This window comes from Alkalicoccus halolimnae (assembly GCF_008014775.2).
GTDB classification, from domain to species: domain Bacteria; phylum Bacillota; class Bacilli; order Bacillales; family Salisediminibacteriaceae; genus Alkalicoccus; species Alkalicoccus halolimnae.
Genome location: NZ_CP144914.1, coordinates 201426 through 220692, shown reverse-complemented (window position 1 = coordinate 220692; position 19267 = coordinate 201426). Strand labels below are relative to the sequence as shown.

Below are 19267 nucleotides of genomic sequence, written 5' to 3'. Positions count from 1 at the left end.
CTTTCTGGAAGACATTTTTTCACTGCTCTTTCACTTTCCAGGAAAGGAGTCAAAAGTGATGCATTCAGCAAAACGGTTTCCACCGGCAGGAAAACTGCTTTTTGTCCTTCATCTTTTACTGGCTCTCGGCGCTCTTTTCGGCGGAGGGGGTCTCGTGATCGATCCAAGCGGTGACTTATTAATGCTTCCTCTTTCCCTTCTCGATCAGACACCGTTTGCCTCCTATCTAGTGCCGGGCGTGATTTTACTGCTGTTATTCGGTCTTGTGCCTCTCGTTATTATGTGGGGCTTCCTTCGCCATCCTTCATGGAAAGCAGCGGAAGCTGTCAACCTTTTTAAACGTCACCACTGGTCGTGGAGCTTTTCTTTATATACCGGCTATGCGCTTGTCATCTGGATTATCGTGCAGACGTATCTTTTCCAGGAAGTTCTTCTTATTCATCTCATCTCTGCGGGTCTTGGCCTGCTCATTCAGGCTGTTACTCTGCTTCCAAAGGTGCAGGCCTGGGCGGAAGAAATCAAACGCACGTAAAAAAAGCCCGTTCTGCGTTAAAATGGCAGCGGGCTTTTCAGCTTATGTCTGGAAAGGCTTGAAAAACCATGTTAGTGGTCCCAGGCTCTCAGGAGAGAGCTGGTCTGTTTCTGTAAAAGGAAGTCTCCCTTGTCTCCAGCCTCAAAGCAGCGGCAGTTAAGCTGCTTTTTTCGGTGGACTTTTAATAAACAGAGCAATGATAAAACCGACGAACGCGAGCGCAGTAGCGACCCAGAAAGAAATGTTCACGCCCTGAACCATTGCCTGATTGTCGGTTAACCCGTTTGAAGAAGCCGCCGCTCCGACAGTCATCATCGTAACGAGAAAGGCAGTCCCGAGCGAGCCTCCGACCTGGCGGAGCGTGTTGTTCATCGCCGTCCCGTGAGGAATCAGTCTTTCCGGTAGCTGGTTCAATCCGGCCGTCGTTACAGGCATCATCACCATCGCCAGACTCAGCATCCGAAAAGCATGAACAGTCGCCATATAGACGAACGGCGTATCCTCGGTGAGGCGTGTAAACAAAAACGTCATGACCGTCAGCAGCGCCATCCCGGAGATGGCAAGCCATCTTGCGCCTACTTTATCAAAAATTCGTCCCGTAATCGGGTTCATAAAGCCCATCAAAAGCGCCCCCGGCAGGAGCATCAATCCGGATTCAAACGCGCTGAAACCGAGCATATTCTGCATATAAATCGGCAGAATCGTAGCGGCTCCGATCATCGACATAAATACGACAATACCTATGACGTTGGTGAGCGTAAAAATGCTGTAGCGGAAAACACGGAACTCGAGTATCGGCTCTTTCAGCCGCATCTGTCTCGTAATGAACCACGTAAGCGAAACCGCTCCAATGCTCATCACTATAATGACTTCCGCACTCAGCCACCCCGAGGCCCCGGCCATACTGAAAGCATAGAGCAGCCCCCCAAACCCAAACGTAGAAAGCACGATGGAAAGGACGTCAATTTTCGGAAACGTCTGTTTCGTCACATTTTTCAGCAGAAAATAGGCGGCAATCAAATCGATCAGGGCGATCGGGAGAACGATATAGAACAGCGTCCGCCACGGATACTGATCGACGACCCAGCCGGAAAGAGTTGGACCGATCGCCGGGGCGAAAGCGATCACCATCCCGACAAGTCCCATTGCCTGGCCGCGCTTTTCCACAGGGAAGATCATAAACAGCACCGTCTGCATAAGCGGTATCATGATACCGGCTCCGCTCGCCTGGACAATGCGTCCAGCGATCAGCACTTCAAAATTCGGTGAAAGCGCTGCGATGAGCGTTCCAGCTGCGAAAAGACTCATCGCCGTCATAAACAGTTTTCTCGTCGTAAATTTGCCAATTAAAAAAGCCGTAATCGGAATCATAATCCCGTTTACAAGCATGAAAATCGTATTCAGCCACTGGGCGCTGTTAGCATTAATTCCTAAATCCCGCATAATCGGAGGAATCGCGGTCACGAGCAGCGTCTGGTTGAGAATCGCTACGAACGTTCCGGTAAGCAGGACCGCAACCAGCGGAAATTTCTTTATATCATCCGGCACATTGTCCCTCTCCTGTTCCCGTTCCAATTAGAACTGTTATCTTGCTCTATCTTAGCCTACTTGCTGCAGAGGAAGAAAGGATTTTGTCCGGATTGATTGTATCTGCACAGGCTGCCTGTTATAATAACCTAAATTGTTCCATAAGGAGGACATAATGGATTTCATCGGTTTTTTGACTATATTTTTTATCATGGCAGCTGTCAACGCGTTCGGTTATTTCGGCTTTCTGCGCGGAATGAAGGGAACGAGCAAAACTCTCTGGCTGAAACTTTCGATAGTTCAGGCAGTGATTTTCCCGTTTCTGTTCCTGTTTTAAACCTTCGTGCCGATGTGTATGCACTCTACATAAATAAGCACCTCTCCCGCCTGTCCCGAATGAAGATCCGGCGCTTCCCTTTCCCGCGGAAATGCAGCGCTTCTCCTGCCGCCTCATTCGAGGGTGATTTTAACAACCTCCGGCCGGTTAAACACCCGAATAGGAATCACACTGTTTCCAAGGCCGCGGCTGACGATCATCGTAGTCCCGCTCTCTTCGTAAGCTCCCGATGTATATGAAGGCAGAAATCCCTGATCCGGAGCAATCAGCCCGCCTGCAATTGGAAGCCTGAACTGCCCTCCATGAGCGTGCCCCGACAATACGAGGTCAAATTCCTTCGCAGTATAAAGAGAAAAATTTTCAGGTCTGTGGGCCAAAAGAATAACAGGCTCCTTCTCCTCCTCATTCATAACTTCCTTAATATTTTCTTCCGTTACCGCTCTTTGCGGATAGGATTCGCTTCCGCTCGCAGGATCTTCAATTCCTGCCACCCGTATCGTCTCTTCTCCCGCCTTAATCGTTTCGGATTGATTGGAAAGTACGCGAACCCCTGTTTCCTGCAGGCGCTGTTTTAACATATCCCAGTTTCCGGCCTGCCATTCATGATTTCCGTTCACAAAATAGACCGGTGCAAGGTCCGTCATTTTGTCCATTAAAGTCAGAGCAGCATCTGCCCCGCCTCTGTTTGAATCTATTAAGTCTCCAGTAAACAGAATCATATCCGGCTTTTCCGCTTCTACTCTTTTCACCAGGGTCCGCTGTTCTTTTCCAAACGATTTTCCGTGTAAATCAGATAAATGGATGATAGTGAATCCTCCGAAATCTCCAGCCGCACCGTTCAGCTGCAGCGTGTGCTCACTCGTTGTCAGTGCATTGTTTTGAACGTAAACGAAGAACGCTCCCACTCCTGTCAAAAGCAGCAGGCTGCAGGCTGTTATTACCGCTTTTTTCTTCATATGCTCCTCCTGGAATTCATTTTATGTTCATGCAGGGAACTACCTTATGTATTGGCTACCTTGAAAATAGAGTATATACGAAACGCACGTACGCTTTCGTTTCCATGGGGACGCTTTCCGGGCGGGCCGGCCTCAGCTAATTCCGTCCTCCCTTCCGTCGGGCTGAATGGATCTTCGGCTCCTCCTTATTCGCCTCGGAGTCGCCCCATGTCCACTCCAGCTTACGGTAAAAAGATAGAGAAGTATCTGCCGCCTACTAAAGAAGATCCTTTCTTGAAAATCCTTCATACCACCTTTATAGATGGGAAATTCTATTCTTGCAAAAGGGCATTTTCATGCTTCATGGTGCAAAAATATTTGGATGAGTGTCTCTGTTAAAGCTCCGTGTTGTTATTGGATTGCCTGCGGCTCCTCCGCCTGCCGCGGAGAAAGCATGCGGCTTCCCTTGCGTCCGGGAGGATCTTCCCGCTTTCTTTTTCCGCAGGAGTCTCTGCCCTGGCATTGGTTTTTACCTTGATCACTTCTTGATTCAACCAGCAGACTTTCTGTATGGGAGAATAAAAAACGAAGCGGAAACATGCCCGTGGAAGAAGGAGATTGGAAGATCCCGCAGGGCGTAAGCCCACCCGGAAAGCTCCTCCACGGCAGGCCGAAGCGAAGTTTTCTTATATATATCAACAACAGAATGCTTTATCAGAGCTTATGTATTAAACATTCCATTTACTTATTGCTTATTCCCTATGATATGATTACTATAATTATATGCCATATTGATCATTAAGGAGAAAGTATGAAAAATTATTTATTTATCCCCCTTACCCTGGCTGCGGCACTTTCTTTGACTGCCTGCGGTAACAACCTGCAGGGAGAGCTGGAGAGCGCCCAGGAAACAGCTTCCGGTCTCGAAGAGAAAAATAAGCAGCTGGAAACAGAGCTGAATGAACTGGAAGCTGAAAATAAACAGCTGACAGAGGAAATAGAAATATTCGAAGCGGATTCCTCCCTTGCAGAGCTTGATGAAGCATATACGCTTCTGGAAGAGAACCACAATCTCCTTGAAGAAAAGGCGGACTCTCTCCAGGAGGAACGTGACACACTGCGGGCAGACAAGGATTCTCTTGAAGCTGAGAATAAAGACCTGCACGCAGAACTCGAAGAAGCGACGGCAGAACTCGTTTCGCTGACGAGTGAAACCGCTGAGGCCAACGAAAAACAGCCGGCTGAAATAACAAAATACGAAGATGACGAAGAAGCAGAGAAAACGTCCGGCAGCTTCTCGAACGTCATTACCGGCCTTTCCAAAGATGAAGCCGTCTCTAAAATCCGTACCAACGCAGAAGCCGACTGGCCGGATGACTATGTTATGCAGGAATTCGTGATCGAAGAACAGAAAGATTCCTACAATAAATTAAGAAGCATGAATTTAACGTCGGAAGTGGAGCAGACCCAGATGGAAAGAGCCTATGCCGACTGGGGCCATGATTTTACGATGGTCGAATTCGCCTACCATGAACAAATGGCTGCTTATGGCAAGCAGGACTAGCGTTAAGAAGAAAGCTTTTCATTATCCATGCGATAACGGACAGGAGGCCGGCTCCCATGCCGGCCTCTTTGTGCTGGCTGCGTCTTCAGAGACTGCGTTCAGCTGTTTTCCCGAAAATACTCCACTACCCCATCCCATTCGGTTTCCATTTCAACGAGGCCAAGCCCGCTGTATATTAAATAAACAGGATAAGTATCGTACTCCTGCGGCGGATTAAAGCTCTCATAACTGGAAGCCGGAAACTCCTGGACCCCGATCCATTTCCGGCCGCTCCCATAGGCAGAAAGCTCCTGATGATAGTGCTCCCTCTGCGCACGAAAATCGTTCCAGGCTTCACTCCCTTCCTCTGAAACGATCAAAACCAGATTTCCTTCTCCAAAAGAAGAAAGCAGATTATTCACCACATAGTGATGAAGATTTTCAAATTCCAGCTCCGCAACGAGAACCTCTTCCGCTTCGTAAACCGGCAGAAAACTGCGGTCACGCATAATATAGCCGTCGCGGTCGCCCTGCTTTTCCGGTGTGAAGTCTCCTTCCACCTGCACCTCAACCGACTGGCCCACGTTAATACCGAGCCCGCTCTCTCTGAAAGCTGTTTCTTCCCCCGTTTCTTTAACCTTAATCACGGTGTCTTCAGAAACGAGGACATTGTAAGCTTCCACTTCATAAGCCTCGGCATCGAATGTACTGTTCCGCACAGAAGTCAGCTCGTTCCCTCCCAGATTATCTTCTATAAAAACAGTAAACAGGTTTTCTGTTTCCTCAGCTCCGATACTCTTTCCGCTTATTTTGTATTCTTCATTTCCGCCTCCGCAGCCCGCCAGAAGAAAGAACAGCAGGATTACACATACCCTCATGTCCGCACCTCTTTTCTCATTCTGTTTGTTTTTACGCCCTGCGGAAAAAATAGTTCCAGAAAAAAGAGCGGCTTATTCTTAAAGCGCTGTTGGTTGTTGAAGGAAGGGATTAGCTGAGGCCCGCCCGGAAAGCATCCCCATGGGAACGAAAGCATTTGTTTAAAGAAGCGGAAACGAATTATTAAGTTCAATGTATAGTTCAAAAAATCTTTCTCCGTCTGAACAGAGAAAGATTTTATCATCAAACTTTTTTCATAGAAGAAGCCTGGATCGTTCTTCCTCCAGCTGCTCAATTTTCCGTTCGACGGCAACGCGGTCCTCGGGTTCATTATCGACCTGGTCCATGACCTCGAGCTTTTTCTTCTCCTCGGCAATCTGGCTGGAAATGCTTTCGTACTTTTCCCTGTCATCCGGGGTCAGTTTGGCTGCCTGCCTTGCGTTCTCATCAAAATATTCCATATCTGTCACGCTCCTTTATAAATTCCCTCTCGTTTACAATTATAACAGACCTGATGGATTCCGCTTTACAATTGTATGAATTTTCTTTTTATATGAATCCATTTCATAATAGAAATCAATACTGTAAAACCGGACAAGAAACGAACAAAAGCCTGTTAGACAAATCCCCGTCTAACAGGCTTTTAACACTTCGTCCGCTTCCTCGCATGCTTTCCAGTCTGTATTAATATACCTTTTGAGACAGCCTCTGTTGTTTAAATGACGCCAATCAGGAAAGCTACGATAAGCAGCGCGACGCTGAAGCCCCACACCCAGAAGAACGAGTAGCGGATATGGCGTCCCATTTCAAGACCGGCAAGACCGAGAGCAAGCCACAGTGCAGGGGAGAACGGACTGACGAACGTGCCGATAATGTTGCCGATAATCATCGTATAGGCAGCGGTAATCGAATCAATCCCTTGTGCCGTGACGATCTGTTCAACGATCGGCAGCAGCGCGAAGTAATAGGCGTCCGTACTGAGTACAAGGTCAAACGGAACCCCGAATACGCCCATAATCACGTGCAGGTAAGGAACAATAAAAGCCGGCAGAATTGCAACGAGATCAACGGCCAGCGAATCGAGCATTCCGGTTCCTTCCATAATTCCAAGAAACGACCCGGCTCCAAGAATAATGGCCGCCATCATCAAGGCGTTCGGCGCATGCTCTTTAATACGGCTCATCTGATCCTGCACGTTAGGGTAGTTAATCGGCAGTGCCAGACTTAATGCGATCATGAACACAAAGCCGGAAGGAATGATGCCCCATACGAGCAGACCGATAACGGAAACAGCGATGAGCGCATTAAGCCAGATCAGTTTCGGGCGCTTGAGCGAGTCGGTTTTCAGACCGGCCGGCTGCTCCATCGGTTCATCGAGCGTCGCAGCCACTTCTTCGTCCGCCCCGGACATTTCCGGATGCTCATCGAGTTTGGCAATCCGCTTCTTTTCTCTTAACCCCAGGAAAACAGCGAGGAGAAGGAGCATTACCATCGCTGAAAGCTGGACAGGAATCAGCGGGCGCCAAAGCTCGGTCGGATCGACACCGAGAACCGCTCCGGCACGGCCGATCGGACCGGCCCACGGCACGAGGTTCATGATACTTGCACTCAGTCCGACTAAAAGCAGCAATAAGTAGGGACTCATGCGCAGCTTCAAATAAATCGGAAGCAGGGCCGGTATTGTAATCAGAAACGTCGAAGCACCAGAGCCGTCCAGGTGCGTTACGGCACCGATAATGACCGTACCGACTGCCACTGCAATGACGCTTCCTCTCGTTAATGAAATCACCTTATTTATAAACGGATCGAACAGCCCGGTATCCTGCATGATGCCAAAGAACAAAATGGCGAAAATAAACATGATAACAACACTGATAACCGAGTCAATTCCTTCGTTAAAAAACTCCCCGATCTCAGCCACCGGGAAACCTGCGACAAGCGCTGCCACGACCGGCACAAGAACAAGTCCGACGATAGGGCTGATTTTCCCACTGATCAGGAGAGCCACGATCGTAATAACCGTAAGAAACGCAATAATACTCAGCATTCTTTTTTCCTCCATTCCTCTTTTTAAAGTAAATACTAGAAAACAGTAAACGCTTACAATTTTCTGATTTCTCTAAGAGTACTACTGGAGGAAAGAAGAAAAAAGCTTCCACGCATAAGTTAAATAATGCCTATTCGTTCTATTTTGTTCATTTTGTTCACGGATTTTTCCGGACGTATTTGCGTTCCGGACGGCCGACGTCCCCATAATTCAGAAGTGCTTCCACTTTGCCTGTCTTAACGAGGTATTCCAGATATCTTCTCGCCGTGGATCGGCTTGCCCCGATCACTTTCCCCGCTTCCACGGCCGTAATTCCGCCTGCTTCGGATCCGATCATTTCCTCAATGTGCCGGAGCGTAATCGGATCAATTCCTTTCGGCAGGTCCCCGGCGCTCTCCTGGCGTCCGCCCTTTTTCTGGACCTGGATATGGAAAAGCCTGTCGATTTCGTCCTGCGTAAATTCTTCTTTTTCCCGAAATGTCTGTGCCTGCTCTGCGTAGCGCAGCAGTGATTCACTTAAACGCTCCTTATCGACCGGTTTCACCATATAATCAAAGGCGCCTCCGCGGAAAGCTTCCTCCACGACTGCCGCTTCCCCGGCCGCTGTGAGCATAATGACGGCGGCCGAAGGATAATAACGACGGATCCAGTTAAACAGATCCATCCCCTCTGTATCCGGAATAAAGACATCGAGAATGATAATATCCGGAACCGGTTCTTCGCCGAGTGCAGCTTTTGTTTCCGCTGCCGACCTCGCTTCCCCGGCAACTTCGAAACCAGGTACACTCTCCACAAATTTCCGGCTGATCTGCGCCACCCGGAAATCATCTTCTACGATAAAGACGGTATAGGATCGGCTCATCGTGTTTCCTCCTTTTCCGATGGAATCGTCAAAATAAAGCAGGTACCGCTCTCTTCATCACTTTCGAGCGAAAGCGTGCCGCCGATGTCTTCCAGGGCCCGTTTGCAGAGGGCAAGTCCGAAGCCGCGGTGCCCGCCTTGTTTCGTTGAAAATCCCTGCTCAAATATTTTATGCTGCAGCGCTTCTGGAATCCCCGGGCCGCCGTTCTCCACTTCAAATAAAATGTCCCCGCCCATATCGGTGAAAAACAGCTGAATCGTCCGCTCCTCCTCCGAAAGTGTACGGACGGCATCAATAGCGTTATCGATCGTATTCCCGAGGGCGGTAATCAGCGCCTGCCGCTGCCTGGAGGAAAGGGATCTGCGGATACTGCTCGTTTCATCAATATCGATATGAATGCCGAGCTCAAGTGCCTGATTCATCTTTCCGAGCAGAAGGGCACTGAGCATCGGGTCGGAAATTTTTTCGATAAGCTGTCTGATCCAGGACTTCTGAGTTTTCGTTTCCTGCCGGATGTACTGCACCGCTTCTTCGGTTTCATTCAGCTGAAGCAGTCCGGAAATCGTATACAGCTTGTTGGAAAATTCGTGCGTCTGGGCCCGCAGCCCTTCTGCGTATTCCTTCACCCGGGAAAGCTCTTTCGTCAGCCGCTCGATTTCAGTTTTATTGCGGAATGTGGAGACCGCCCCGACGAGCTGCTTGTTTTCATACAGCGGTACGCGGTTCGCTACGACAATATATTCTCCAAACGTCATTTCTTCATCGTACTGGCTCTCTCCGCTCTCGAGCACTTCCGGAAGCCTTGAATTTGCCAGTACGTCCTGCACGGGTCTGCCGATGTATCCGGAAAGATCTTCTCCCTCAATATGAAGCATGCGCTGGGCGGCTTTGTTGATCAATGTGAGACCGCCTGTTTTATTGACAGCGATAATTCCTTCATGCGCAGACTGGAGAATCGTTTCTTTCTGGAGAAGCAGGTAAGAGATTTCTTCGGGCTCCATTCCGAAAAGCGCTCTTTTTATGTAACGGGCAATGACCAGCGCTCCGGCAAGCCCGATCGCAAACACGATGGCGATCGCCGAAAACAGCTCGCTGCGGTAAGCCTGCACGACGCTCTGCACGTCTTCGACTAAAAAGCCGACGGAAACGACGCCGATAATTTCTCCGTCCGGATCGCGGAGCGGTGTTTTACCGCGGATGGACGGGCCGAGCGAACCTTCTGCACGGGAGACGTAGGCGAGGCCTTCCTCCAGAGCACGGTCATTATCCTCACCGACCATCCGCTGACCGAGAAGGTCGGGATCCGGATGGGAATAGCGCCGTTCCTGCAGATCACCGACGACGATAAACTCCGCCTCAGAAGCGAGCCGGATCGGTTCAATCAGGTCCTGGACGTCCATTCCCGGCTCCGCACCGGCCATCCGTTCTCTCAGTTCAGGGATTTCTGCGGTGCTTTTTGACACGCTGAGCGCCCGCTCCCCCATCTGCTGCTCCAGCGAATCACCGAGCAGCTGGTAAAAGAATACGCCGACGATGCCGAGGACAGCTGTCAGAAGCACTGCGGTAAGGATCATCATTTTAAACGAAAGCGTCCACTTCGCCTGCCTGCTGCTTATGTAATTCTTCATATCATACCCGCTCCATTCAGCCATCCGCCGCACCGCCTTCCTATTTCATTTATAGCTTATTATACATGAAGAGGAAAGGGGTGCTGAAGGGGAAGCCGGATATCTTCCACGACAAGGATGCCTGTTAATAGCGGAGCTTTCTACATTTATCAAAATCAAACTTCCTTTACCAGAGCTATCTTTGAAAAGACGTTCCCGGTGTTTTTCATTTCTCTTAAACGAAAGAACAGGTATACTAATCTTTAACAGAGAACATCCAATAGAACGGAGAGACACTATGACAGATTTAAGCATCCGGCCGGTCAATGCCGTCAACTGGCGTCCCATCACAGCGCTTACTCTTAAGAGGAATCAACAGGAATTTATTGAAAGCAATGCTGTGTCGATTCTGGAATCGTTTTATGATACCGGCAACTGCTGGCGGTGCTTCGGACTTTACCAAAGAGATCACGCAGTAGGATTTATAATGATCGGCGCAGAAAATAAAGCAGAAAAGTATATCTGGCTGGACCGGTTTATGATCGACTCCCATTACCAGGGGAAGGGGCTTGGAGGAAGGTTCCTCTCTCTTATTACAGCATATATTGATGAACATTTTAATGTCGGGGAGATCGTTTTAAGTGTAATGAAAGAGAACAAAGCTGCCAAATCTTTTTATGAAAGGTGCGGGTTTTCGCCCGCCGGACTTATTGATCCCGAAAACGGGGAAGAAATTTTTACTTTGTCTCTGGAGGAATAACCTCTTATGGGAGACCGTTACTTTTTCTTTTCTACAGGGAAAGGAAATAAAGAGGAGGTCGGAATACGATGTTTATTATTTTTATGATCGCACTCATAGTCGCCGCCTGGCTTCTGCTCCGCTCTTTTGTGAAGCAGATTGCCGGCATTCAGGGCGAAGAGGGTGGTTTTTTCGAAGAGGCCGTTACCCCGGCTCACCAGAAAATACGCATTGTTCTCAGTGTCTGCTATCTGCTTCTGACAGCTTTTTTTCTATATACGCTCGTCAATATGGCCCTCTTTCCCGTTGTGCTTACCATTCTCGCTGTACTGATTTTCATCGACGGAGTATTGCGGATCTATTTTGAATTGAATCACGGAACAGAGCCGAAGCAGGCAGCACTTACTGCGATTGATACTGCAGTGATCGTAGGAGCACTGATTTTCGGACTCACCCGGATGTCCTGATTTCTTTTGATCTGTATTTATTAAGCTTTCATCACTGCCTTGTTCTAATCAGAAAATTTTTTACCCGGTATTCAGACTTCTGCACACGGCAATAGACTTATCCTTTGCAGAATGTAAAAAACAGCTCCTCCAGAAAGTCATGATGATCCGGAGGAGCTGTTTTTTGTTGAGTTTTATTCAATAAAACCATTTTCCTGAAGATAATTTCGAGCTACGTCATCTACATTTTCATCCTCAATATCAACTTGATAATTTAATCCTGTCATTGTTTCGCCGTCAAGTTCCTGACTTAGCGGCTCCAGAATTTCTTCGATTTCCGGGTATTCCTCATACACTTCCGTTCTCATAGAAACAGAAGCGTGATAAGAGGGGAAAAACTGCTCATCATCTTCCAGGTTATATAAATTATATTCCTCAATACGACTGTCTGTAGCATGACCCATGGCAACGTCGACCTCTTCATTATTCAACGCTTCGTAGTTCAATCCATAGCTCATTTCATTTACTTGACTGTTTCCAAATTCAAAACCATATGTTTCTTCAACACCTGGAAGACCATCTTCTCGATTTCCAAATTCTGCGTCAGTAGCAAATTCCATTTCTTCCGGATTTTCATTAATATAATCCGCTAAATCCGAAATTGTTTCTATTCCTTTTTCTTCTCCATCTGCTTCTCTCATGACAAGTGTATAAGTGTTATCTATATTGGAAGGGTTGGTCCAAGTAATATCCTGTTCAGCATCGATGCTCTGAATCGCTTCAAAGGCTTCGTCTTTTTCGGAAATTGGTTCTTCGTCATTATAAGTAATCAGTCCGGTGCCTGTATACTCCCATGTCACCCCTACCTCTCCTGATTCCAGGGCCTGGCGGAGTGCTGTAGACCCCATATTGTCGGCCATATCCACACTGAAATCATTTTCTTCAAGCATAATCTCTGTCATTTTTGCCAGTATAAATTGTTCAGTGAAGTTTTTTGCTCCTACTGTTACTTCTTTATCGTTGCCTCCCCCGCACGCTGTAAGCATTGCAGCGCTTGCTGTCAGTGTAGAAATACCCATAATTAATTTTTTCATCTCAAACATCCTCTCTTTTATTCAGGCTACCTTGAAAATAAAGTTGATAAGTGATAAAGGGTCGCTTTCGTTTCCATTAACAGAGCTTTTATTTAAAGCTGGTCTTTATACGGCATTAACAGCCGCTTTTTGTGCCAGACGGATTCCTTTTGGCACCATGAAAAATTGAAGCAGGCGAAATAATTGATCGACCGTTACTGCGAGAAGAGTTACTGGTACTGCCCCGGAAATTAAATACGTATTATCAAACAGCTGAATTCCGGTAAAAATCCAGACGCCCAGTCCTCCCCCTCCGATTAAGTATGCCAGTGCTGTAGTACCAATATTTAATACAATTGCCGTCCGAATTCCCGCAATAATTGAGTTAGCTGCCATGGGAAGTTCTATTTTAAACAGGATCTGACCCGGAGTCATTCCCATCCCTAGTGCAGCGTCCTTTGCCGCAGGGTTAACAGATTTCAGGCCTGCAATCGTATTCTGCAGAATTGGAAGCAGGGAATACACGTATAAAGCAAGAATTGCCGCTTGAATACCGATACCTAAAAATCCCATGGCCAGAGCTAAAATAGCAATGCTCGGAATCGTCTGGCCCAGGTTTGCTGTATTAACGAACAGCCACTCATATTTCTGATAATTTTTTCTCGTCATCAGGATTCCGGCCGGAATAGCAGTGGCCAAGGCTAATGAAGAAGAAATTAACACGATCTGCAAGTGCCTCGACAACAGTCCCAAAAACTGGTCTGGATTTTCTGTCAGCTGGGAAAACATATTGTTGGAAAATACCCACCAGAAAAAGGATATGATCACACCCCAGAAAATCAATTTGACTATCCACGCTATCATCGCTTTTTTATTCAAAGGGATCCCCTTTTCTTAGTGTTTTTTTATGTTCTTTTCAACAAAATCTTCCACTAAACTTAAGGTGACAGGTCCGAAAGTATTTCCTTGATTATCCTCTATGAACGTCTGCGTTGATGAAGGATTCAACAAAGCGGATAGAACGTTTCTCAAAGAATCATTCGGCTTAAATACAGTAGCACTCTTCTTTTTTGGCGATGTCGTTTCATCAAGAGTAAGTACACGTGAAAGATCCTTAACACTGTAAAGACTCAAACTTTTCAATACGCTGTCCTGCCCTACGAACTCTGCTACAAAATCGTTGGCTGGATGATTCAGCAGTTCAGAGGGCCGATCAGCCTGCATGACTTCGCCATCTTTTAAAAGAACGATTTTGTCTGCAAGCTTTACAGCTTCATCTATGTCATGACTGACAAATAAAATGGTTTTCTTTAATTTCCGCTGAATGTTTAGAAATTCATCCTGTATGCTGTTCCTGATGATTGGATCTAAAGCCCCAAAAGGTTCATCCATCAGCATGACCGGTGGATCCGCTGCGAGGGCCCGCGCTACACCGATCCGCTGCTGCTGTCCCCCAGAGAGTTCATGCGGGAAGTTCTGTCGGTACTGCTCCGGATCCATACCGATTAAATTCATTAAGTATTCGAAACGTTCTTTTTGCTCTTCGTTTGACCACCCAAGCATGTTAGGAACAACCATCACGTTATCCTCGATAGTCATATTCGGAAACAAGCCGTTACTCTGAATAACGTAGCCTATATTTCTCCGCATATTAATTTTATTCTGTTCGTTGATATTCTTACCATTTACGATGATCTGCCCTTCAGTAAGATCTTCCAGTTGATTCACCATACGGAGCAGTGTTGTTTTTCCGCATCCGGATGGACCCAGAAGCACGACGAACTCTCCATGCTCCACTGACAAAGAAACGTTATCAATAGCTTTCACGTTTCCCGGATATATCTTTGATACGTCTTTAAATTCAATCATATGATTCCTCCTTCATTTTCATTAGACTTCCTTAGGAGAAAATTTATTCTGCAGGGTTTTTAAGAAAAAATCGGCTGTTATCGCCAAAATCGATATAGAAAGCGCTCCTGCTACAATCATGTTCCTGTTCCCCCGTGATATACCCATGTCTATCAGCACTCCTAATCCGCCGGAGCCTATAAATGCTGCAATCGCACCAATACCTATACTCAGTACGGTTGCCGTGCGTACACCTGCCATAATCAGCGGCAGGCTGTTAGGGATTTCGACCTTTAAAAGCCGCTGCATCGTTGTCATTCCCAAACCTTTGGCTGCATCACGTATATTAGGATCTACGTTATTGATGCCGGTATACGTATTGCGGATAATTGGCAGCTGAGAGTATAAAATAAGTGCTATAACAGCCGGCAGGAATCCAATCCCCTGGCCGATTAAAGAAAGTACCGGTATCATGACACCAAATAAAGCAATACTCGGTATTGTAAGTATAATTGAAGCAGCCTGAAGCACCGTTTCAGCAAGCTGTTCATTCGTTGTTAAGTAAATTCCAACCGGAACCCCTATTAATATTGCGATTGTTAAACTTACTCCAAGGAGTTGAATGTGTTCTAATGTGTACGATAAAATATCGCCGTAATTCCGCTGTACATAGGCAAAGAAATCCCCCACGTCACCGACTCCTTTCGTTAAATATCTGCAGCTTTTTTGAGAGCAGAAATCTGTCATTAGGATTGCTTTTCTAATTAGATTGTCTTTATTGCAGAAATAAGAAAAAACAGGGCATTATACTTGGAGTGAATATGCCCCCTCCCCGTAAACACAGAGTCAGATCCTGTACCCGGTTATACAATCATGCATTGTTATGTTCACCTCTTCACATTACATCTTTAAATGCAGCGAAGACCAGACTATTATCTGCAATGAACAATTTTTTGATCTTACGGTTCCTCGAGCTTTCCTCAGAAACCTCCTTCCAAAAACTGATTTTAAGCATAAAAAAAGAGGGAAGCCACACTACTCCGACAGTAGTGTTACTTTCCTCTATACTCTAGTAACCATGTTTCATCATAATTGATTCGACTTTAGAAGTAAAACGCGTTATAAAGGCGTATGATCCATTAAAAACTCTTAATTGTTCTTTACAGTTCATCAGCATCCGTATAACTTGAGTTATCTATCCAGTACGTCTACAATTGTACGTAATAGTAAAGGAGCTGACCTGTATGAGCCTGGCCGATTTTTCATCACGAATTGAATCAAACCCTGTCATTGCAGGAATTAAAGGGGAAGAAGCGCTGGAAAAAGCACTGTCTTCTGAATGTGAAGCTGTATTTATATTGAAATCAACTATTATGAATGTCGGAGAGCTGGTTAAAAAGATTAAAGCTGAAGGCAAAATGGCTTTTGTACACGTCGATCTGCTCGAAGGGGTTTCCTCCAAAGAAATTATTCTGCACTATCTGCAGGAAACAACGGAGGCAGACGGGATCATCAGTTCCAAAGCGCCGATGGTAAAACAGGCGAAAAACTATGGATTTATTACAATTCACAGGTTTTTCCTCATGGATTCCATGTCCTATCACAGTATTGATAAACAGATATTAAACTCTAATCCTGATTTTATCGAAATTTGTCCAGGAGGCATGACAAAAACCATCGGATGGGTAAAAGAGAAAATAGATATCCCCATTATCGCAAGCGGGCTGGTTTGCGATAAAGAAGATGTTGTTGCTGCTCTTGGTAAAGGGGCAATAGGTGTATCTTCAACAAATACTGATGTTTGGCAGTTGTAGCAAGAAGCTTTCGGATTCAATAATTACATAAGGATGTTTTCTCCCAATGAACAAGTACAGCATCCGACGATCTAAACCGGTCATGACGTCTTCCGTCATGACCGGTTTCAGAGTGTTGATTAAGTAAAGAAAGAAGTTTATTTATTCTATTCCTTGCATTTTCTCCTGCGCTTACCGGCGGAAGCCTGCCGTGGGGCTTGTCTTCAGCTATTTCCAATGCCTGGCTGCATTGGAAAGGATCTTCAGCCGGCGCTTTAATCCCACTGGCGTCCCCGCCGGACACTGCGCAGAAAATCACTTTTTTTATAGGAAAAACCTGTATGAAGGACGCTTGTTTTCGCAGCAAAGTCTTTCTTTTTGTTCAGATGCTGGAGCTGTAGAAGGTGACTTCGGAAGAATGATTCTTTGTTTTATGAAAAGCAGGTCAGCTGAGAGAGTTCCCTCCGGAAATCGACTCTTCGAAAGTGGAAACAGCCAACTGTCTACTTATACAGGAAGAATTACTTTGTAAACAGCCTAAAACCGGTCATGACGTCTTCCGTCATGACCGGTTTTTTAATACATAGACCAATTATGCTTGGGCTTTTTTTATTTGCCACTTCTCTGAATAGTTGATGGAGGATATTCTAATAAGACTAAAACGGAAAATTTTCCTTAATAACAGTAATATAAATATTAAAAAGGAAAATTTCTCGTTTAGAGCTTGTTTTTATTTATCCTGCGTATTACGATTATTACAGCTACTATACATGGAGGAGGGAAACGGAATGAACTATCCGGAAGAAGACATCACGAGTTTTCGTATGGACTTTTTTAATCTTCGTGGAAAAGCTGCAATTGTCACCGGTGGCAACTCCGGTCTCGGTCAGGGCTTCGCCCTTGCACTGGCTAAGGCAGGCGCCGACATATTTGTGGTCAGCATGGACGATGATTATGAAGAAACAATGAGATTAATCGAAGCAGAAGGAGTAAACTACCGTTTAAAAATTGCAGATATAACAGAAGACGGAGTTTGCAAAGAGGTAGTTGATGAATGCGTTGCTGCTTACGGCAAAGTCGATATTCTTATGAACAACGCCGGTATCAGTATTAACGAAAAAGATGTAACCAAGTATACCCGTCTTCAATGGGACAAAATGGTTTCTGTTAATTTGACAGCTCCCTTTGAGCTTGCCAGTGAAGCCTCAAAACATATGATTTCCCAGCGAAGCGGTAAGATCATTAATACTTGTTCTTTGTTTTCTTTTCTTGGCGGCAGATGGTCTCCAGCCTATGCAGCCACGAAACACGGTCTTGCCGGCTTTACAAAAGCTTACTGTGATGAACTTGCCCAGTTTAATATTCAGGTAAATGGTATTGCTCCAGGGTATTTTGCCACAGACGTGACAAAATCAACAAGGTCTGAATCCGAGACGAATCAGCGGGTGCTGGATCACATTCCAGCCAACAGATGGGGTAATATTGTCGATTTAATGGGCACTGTTGTTTATCTGGCTTCCGATGCTTCCAATTACGTAAATGGAACCCTGATCACTGTCGACGGCGGTTATCTTGTAAGGTAACGAATACATAAAATCAAGAGTTAAAGGAGAATGTATACATGAGTACTCAAACACTGGAAGACCTTTCAGCAATTATTCAACAGGATCAAATTGTAACCGGAGCGGATAAATTATATGATGCTTCTGCCGACCGTTACAAAAAATTTGCCAAAGTGAAAAATGTGCTGGACGTCCCTGCCCCTATTGCAATTGTCTATCCAAAAACTTCTTCAGAAATTTCCTCCCTTCTCGCTTACTGCAATGATAATAAAATCAACGTTATCCCAAGGAGCGGTAAAACAGCAACGGAAGGCGGATTGGAAAACTGGAAAGAGAAAACTATAGTAATCGACGGATCCAAAATGAACGATATTATAAAATTGGATACTTATAATATGCAGGCGACCGTCCAGTCCGGAGTGAAGCTGCAGGATCTGGAAGATGAGTTACGAAAATCCGGATATACAACCGGTCACTCTCCTCAATCAAAACCCGTTGCACAAATGGGTGGATTAGTTTCCACACGCAGCATCGGCCAATTCTCTACTTTGTACGGAGCTATCGAAGATATGGTAGTTGGATTAGAATGCGTATTTCCGGATGGAGAAATTTCCAGAATTAAAAATGTCCCAAGAAGATCCGGCGGTCCCGATATCCGTCATATTGCAATCGGAAATGAAGGGGCGCTATGTTACATTACCGAAGTCACGGTGAAAATATTTAAATTCTATCCGGAAAACAACTCATTTCACGGCTACCTGGTTGAAGATATGGATTCCGGTCTGAAAATGCTCAGAGAAGTAATGGTTAACGGATTCCATCCGTCCGTCGCCCGCCTCTATTCACCGGAAGATGCGAGACAGCATTTCCGTCATTTTTACAAAGAGCAGTGTGTGCTGATTTTCATGGTGGAAGGACCTGAAGGAATTGTAAAAGCGACAAATGAAGCAATTGATGAAGCCGTTAACGCATTTCAGTCCCACGTCATTGAACAAGTCGATTCTTCACTGATTGAAAACTGGTTTAACAATTTAAACTGGGACCAGAGCAGAATTGATAAAGAAGTAAAGGATATGGCCGAAAACAATACGCACGATGGCTTTACTACAGAGGTTTCGGCTGACTGGGAAAACATCAGCATCATCTATAAAAATGTTATGCAGAGAATTAAAGCAGAATTTGATCGCGTAGACGATTTAACGATGCTTGGCGGACATTCTTCGCACAGTTACCTGAACGGAACCAATATGTACTTTGTTTATAATTATACAATCAACTGTGCTCCGGAAGACGAGCTGCTGACGTACCATCATCCGATTCATGAAATTATTATTGAAGAAACATTGAAGTGCGGTGGTTCTATGTGCCACCACCACGGCATTGGCAAATACCGTTCCGAGTGGACGAAGGCTGAGCACGGTTCTGCCTATTATATGCTCGATAAATTAAAACAGGCATTTGATCCAAACGGCATCATGAATCATGGTACAATTTTCCCTCAGGAAAAGGAAATCAAAAAATATATTAGAGATTGATCGTA

General features: G+C 45.8%; 19 protein-coding genes. 8 read left to right on the top strand and 11 right to left on the bottom strand.

Going from position 1 to position 19267, the window contains the following annotated elements:
- The first annotated feature begins 58 nt into the window (after positions 1-58).
- The gene (locus FTX54_RS01075) at positions 59-532 is read left to right on the top strand and encodes a hypothetical protein (protein WP_147804525.1); all 474 of its coding nucleotides are present in this window, start codon (positions 59-61) and stop codon (positions 530-532) included.
- A 156-nt stretch (positions 533-688) separates the two neighbouring features.
- Here FTX54_RS01075 and FTX54_RS01070 read toward each other — a convergent pair whose 3' ends face one another.
- Positions 689-2080 carry an MDR family MFS transporter gene (locus tag FTX54_RS01070; RefSeq protein WP_147804526.1) on the bottom strand — a complete coding sequence of 464 codons (1392 nt, stop codon included), beginning with the start codon at positions 2078-2080 and terminating at the stop codon, positions 689-691.
- Positions 2081-2234: 154 nt separating this feature from the next.
- On the opposite strand from FTX54_RS01070, the gene FTX54_RS01065 reads away from it, so the two are divergent.
- Positions 2235-2396, top strand: a complete 162-nt coding sequence (locus FTX54_RS01065) for a hypothetical protein (protein ID WP_187254620.1) — start codon at positions 2235-2237, stop codon at positions 2394-2396.
- Between the two features lie 113 nt (positions 2397-2509).
- Here FTX54_RS01065 and FTX54_RS01060 read toward each other — a convergent pair whose 3' ends face one another.
- Complete coding sequence (locus tag FTX54_RS01060; protein WP_147804527.1) at positions 2510-3352, bottom strand: metallophosphoesterase; 843 nt, start codon at positions 3350-3352, stop codon at positions 2510-2512.
- A 790-nt stretch (positions 3353-4142) separates the two neighbouring features.
- Here FTX54_RS01060 and FTX54_RS01055 point away from each other — a divergent pair.
- Positions 4143-4895, top strand: a complete 753-nt coding sequence (locus FTX54_RS01055; RefSeq protein WP_147804528.1) for a hypothetical protein — start codon at positions 4143-4145, stop codon at positions 4893-4895.
- A gap of 98 nt (positions 4896-4993) precedes the next feature.
- Here the strand turns inward: FTX54_RS01055 and FTX54_RS01050 are convergent, their stop codons facing one another.
- The 5 genes from FTX54_RS01050 to FTX54_RS01030 all read right to left on the bottom strand — a co-directional run bounded on the left by FTX54_RS01050 (position 4994) and on the right by FTX54_RS01030 (position 10311).
- Positions 4994-5752: a hypothetical protein gene (locus FTX54_RS01050; protein WP_147804529.1), complete on the bottom strand. Its 759-nt coding sequence runs from the start codon at positions 5750-5752 to the stop codon at positions 4994-4996.
- A 252-nt stretch (positions 5753-6004) separates the two neighbouring features.
- Entirely contained in the window at positions 6005-6211 is a 207-nt protein-coding gene (locus FTX54_RS01045; protein ID WP_147804530.1) for a hypothetical protein, read from the bottom strand.
- A gap of 254 nt (positions 6212-6465) precedes the next feature.
- Positions 6466-7797, bottom strand: a complete 1332-nt coding sequence (locus FTX54_RS01040) for a CitMHS family transporter (RefSeq protein WP_147804531.1) — start codon at positions 7795-7797, stop codon at positions 6466-6468.
- A 157-nt stretch (positions 7798-7954) separates the two neighbouring features.
- A complete protein-coding gene (locus FTX54_RS01035) occupies positions 7955-8659 on the bottom strand; it encodes a response regulator (RefSeq protein ID WP_147804532.1) in 705 nt (234 codons plus the stop codon).
- Positions 8656-10311 (bottom strand): ATP-binding protein, encoded by a 1656-nt coding sequence (locus FTX54_RS01030; protein ID WP_246125660.1) that lies wholly within the window; start codon positions 10309-10311, stop codon positions 8656-8658. The genes FTX54_RS01035 and FTX54_RS01030 overlap by 4 nt, the downstream gene beginning before the upstream one ends.
- Before the next feature lie 253 nt (positions 10312-10564).
- On the opposite strand from FTX54_RS01030, the gene FTX54_RS01025 reads away from it, so the two are divergent.
- Both FTX54_RS01025 and FTX54_RS01020 read left to right on the top strand, forming a co-directional pair.
- A complete protein-coding gene (locus FTX54_RS01025) occupies positions 10565-11026 on the top strand; it encodes a GNAT family N-acetyltransferase (protein WP_147804533.1) in 462 nt (153 codons plus the stop codon).
- Between the two features lie 68 nt (positions 11027-11094).
- Positions 11095-11472, top strand: a complete 378-nt coding sequence (locus FTX54_RS01020; protein ID WP_147804534.1) for a DUF4181 domain-containing protein — start codon at positions 11095-11097, stop codon at positions 11470-11472.
- 173 nt (positions 11473-11645) lie between these two features.
- On the opposite strand, the gene FTX54_RS01015 is transcribed toward FTX54_RS01020, so the two are convergent.
- From FTX54_RS01015 to FTX54_RS01000, 4 genes are all read right to left on the bottom strand, one after another.
- Positions 11646-12545 carry a glycine betaine ABC transporter substrate-binding protein gene (locus tag FTX54_RS01015; protein ID WP_246125661.1) on the bottom strand — a complete coding sequence of 300 codons (900 nt, stop codon included), beginning with the start codon at positions 12543-12545 and terminating at the stop codon, positions 11646-11648.
- 105 nt (positions 12546-12650) lie between these two features.
- Positions 12651-13403, bottom strand: coding sequence for an ABC transporter permease (locus FTX54_RS01010; RefSeq protein WP_147804535.1), 753 nt, complete (start codon positions 13401-13403; stop codon positions 12651-12653).
- Positions 13404-13418: 15 nt separating this feature from the next.
- The gene (locus FTX54_RS01005; protein ID WP_147804536.1) at positions 13419-14393 is read right to left on the bottom strand and encodes an ABC transporter ATP-binding protein; all 975 of its coding nucleotides are present in this window, start codon (positions 14391-14393) and stop codon (positions 13419-13421) included.
- Positions 14394-14414: 21 nt separating this feature from the next.
- Positions 14415-15062, bottom strand: a complete 648-nt coding sequence (locus tag FTX54_RS01000; RefSeq protein WP_246125662.1) for an ABC transporter permease — start codon at positions 15060-15062, stop codon at positions 14415-14417.
- A 554-nt stretch (positions 15063-15616) separates the two neighbouring features.
- On the opposite strand from FTX54_RS01000, the gene FTX54_RS00995 reads away from it, so the two are divergent.
- From FTX54_RS00995 to FTX54_RS00985, 3 genes are all read left to right on the top strand, one after another.
- The gene (locus tag FTX54_RS00995; protein ID WP_147804538.1) at positions 15617-16186 is read left to right on the top strand and encodes a glycerol-3-phosphate responsive antiterminator; all 570 of its coding nucleotides are present in this window, start codon (positions 15617-15619) and stop codon (positions 16184-16186) included.
- A gap of 767 nt (positions 16187-16953) precedes the next feature.
- On the top strand, positions 16954-17748 hold the full coding sequence (locus tag FTX54_RS00990) for an SDR family NAD(P)-dependent oxidoreductase (RefSeq protein ID WP_147804539.1): 795 nt from the start codon (positions 16954-16956) through the stop codon (positions 17746-17748).
- 38 nt (positions 17749-17786) lie between these two features.
- Positions 17787-19262, top strand: coding sequence for an FAD-binding oxidoreductase (locus FTX54_RS00985; protein ID WP_147804540.1), 1476 nt, complete (start codon positions 17787-17789; stop codon positions 19260-19262).
- Positions 19263-19267 lie beyond the last annotated feature (5 nt).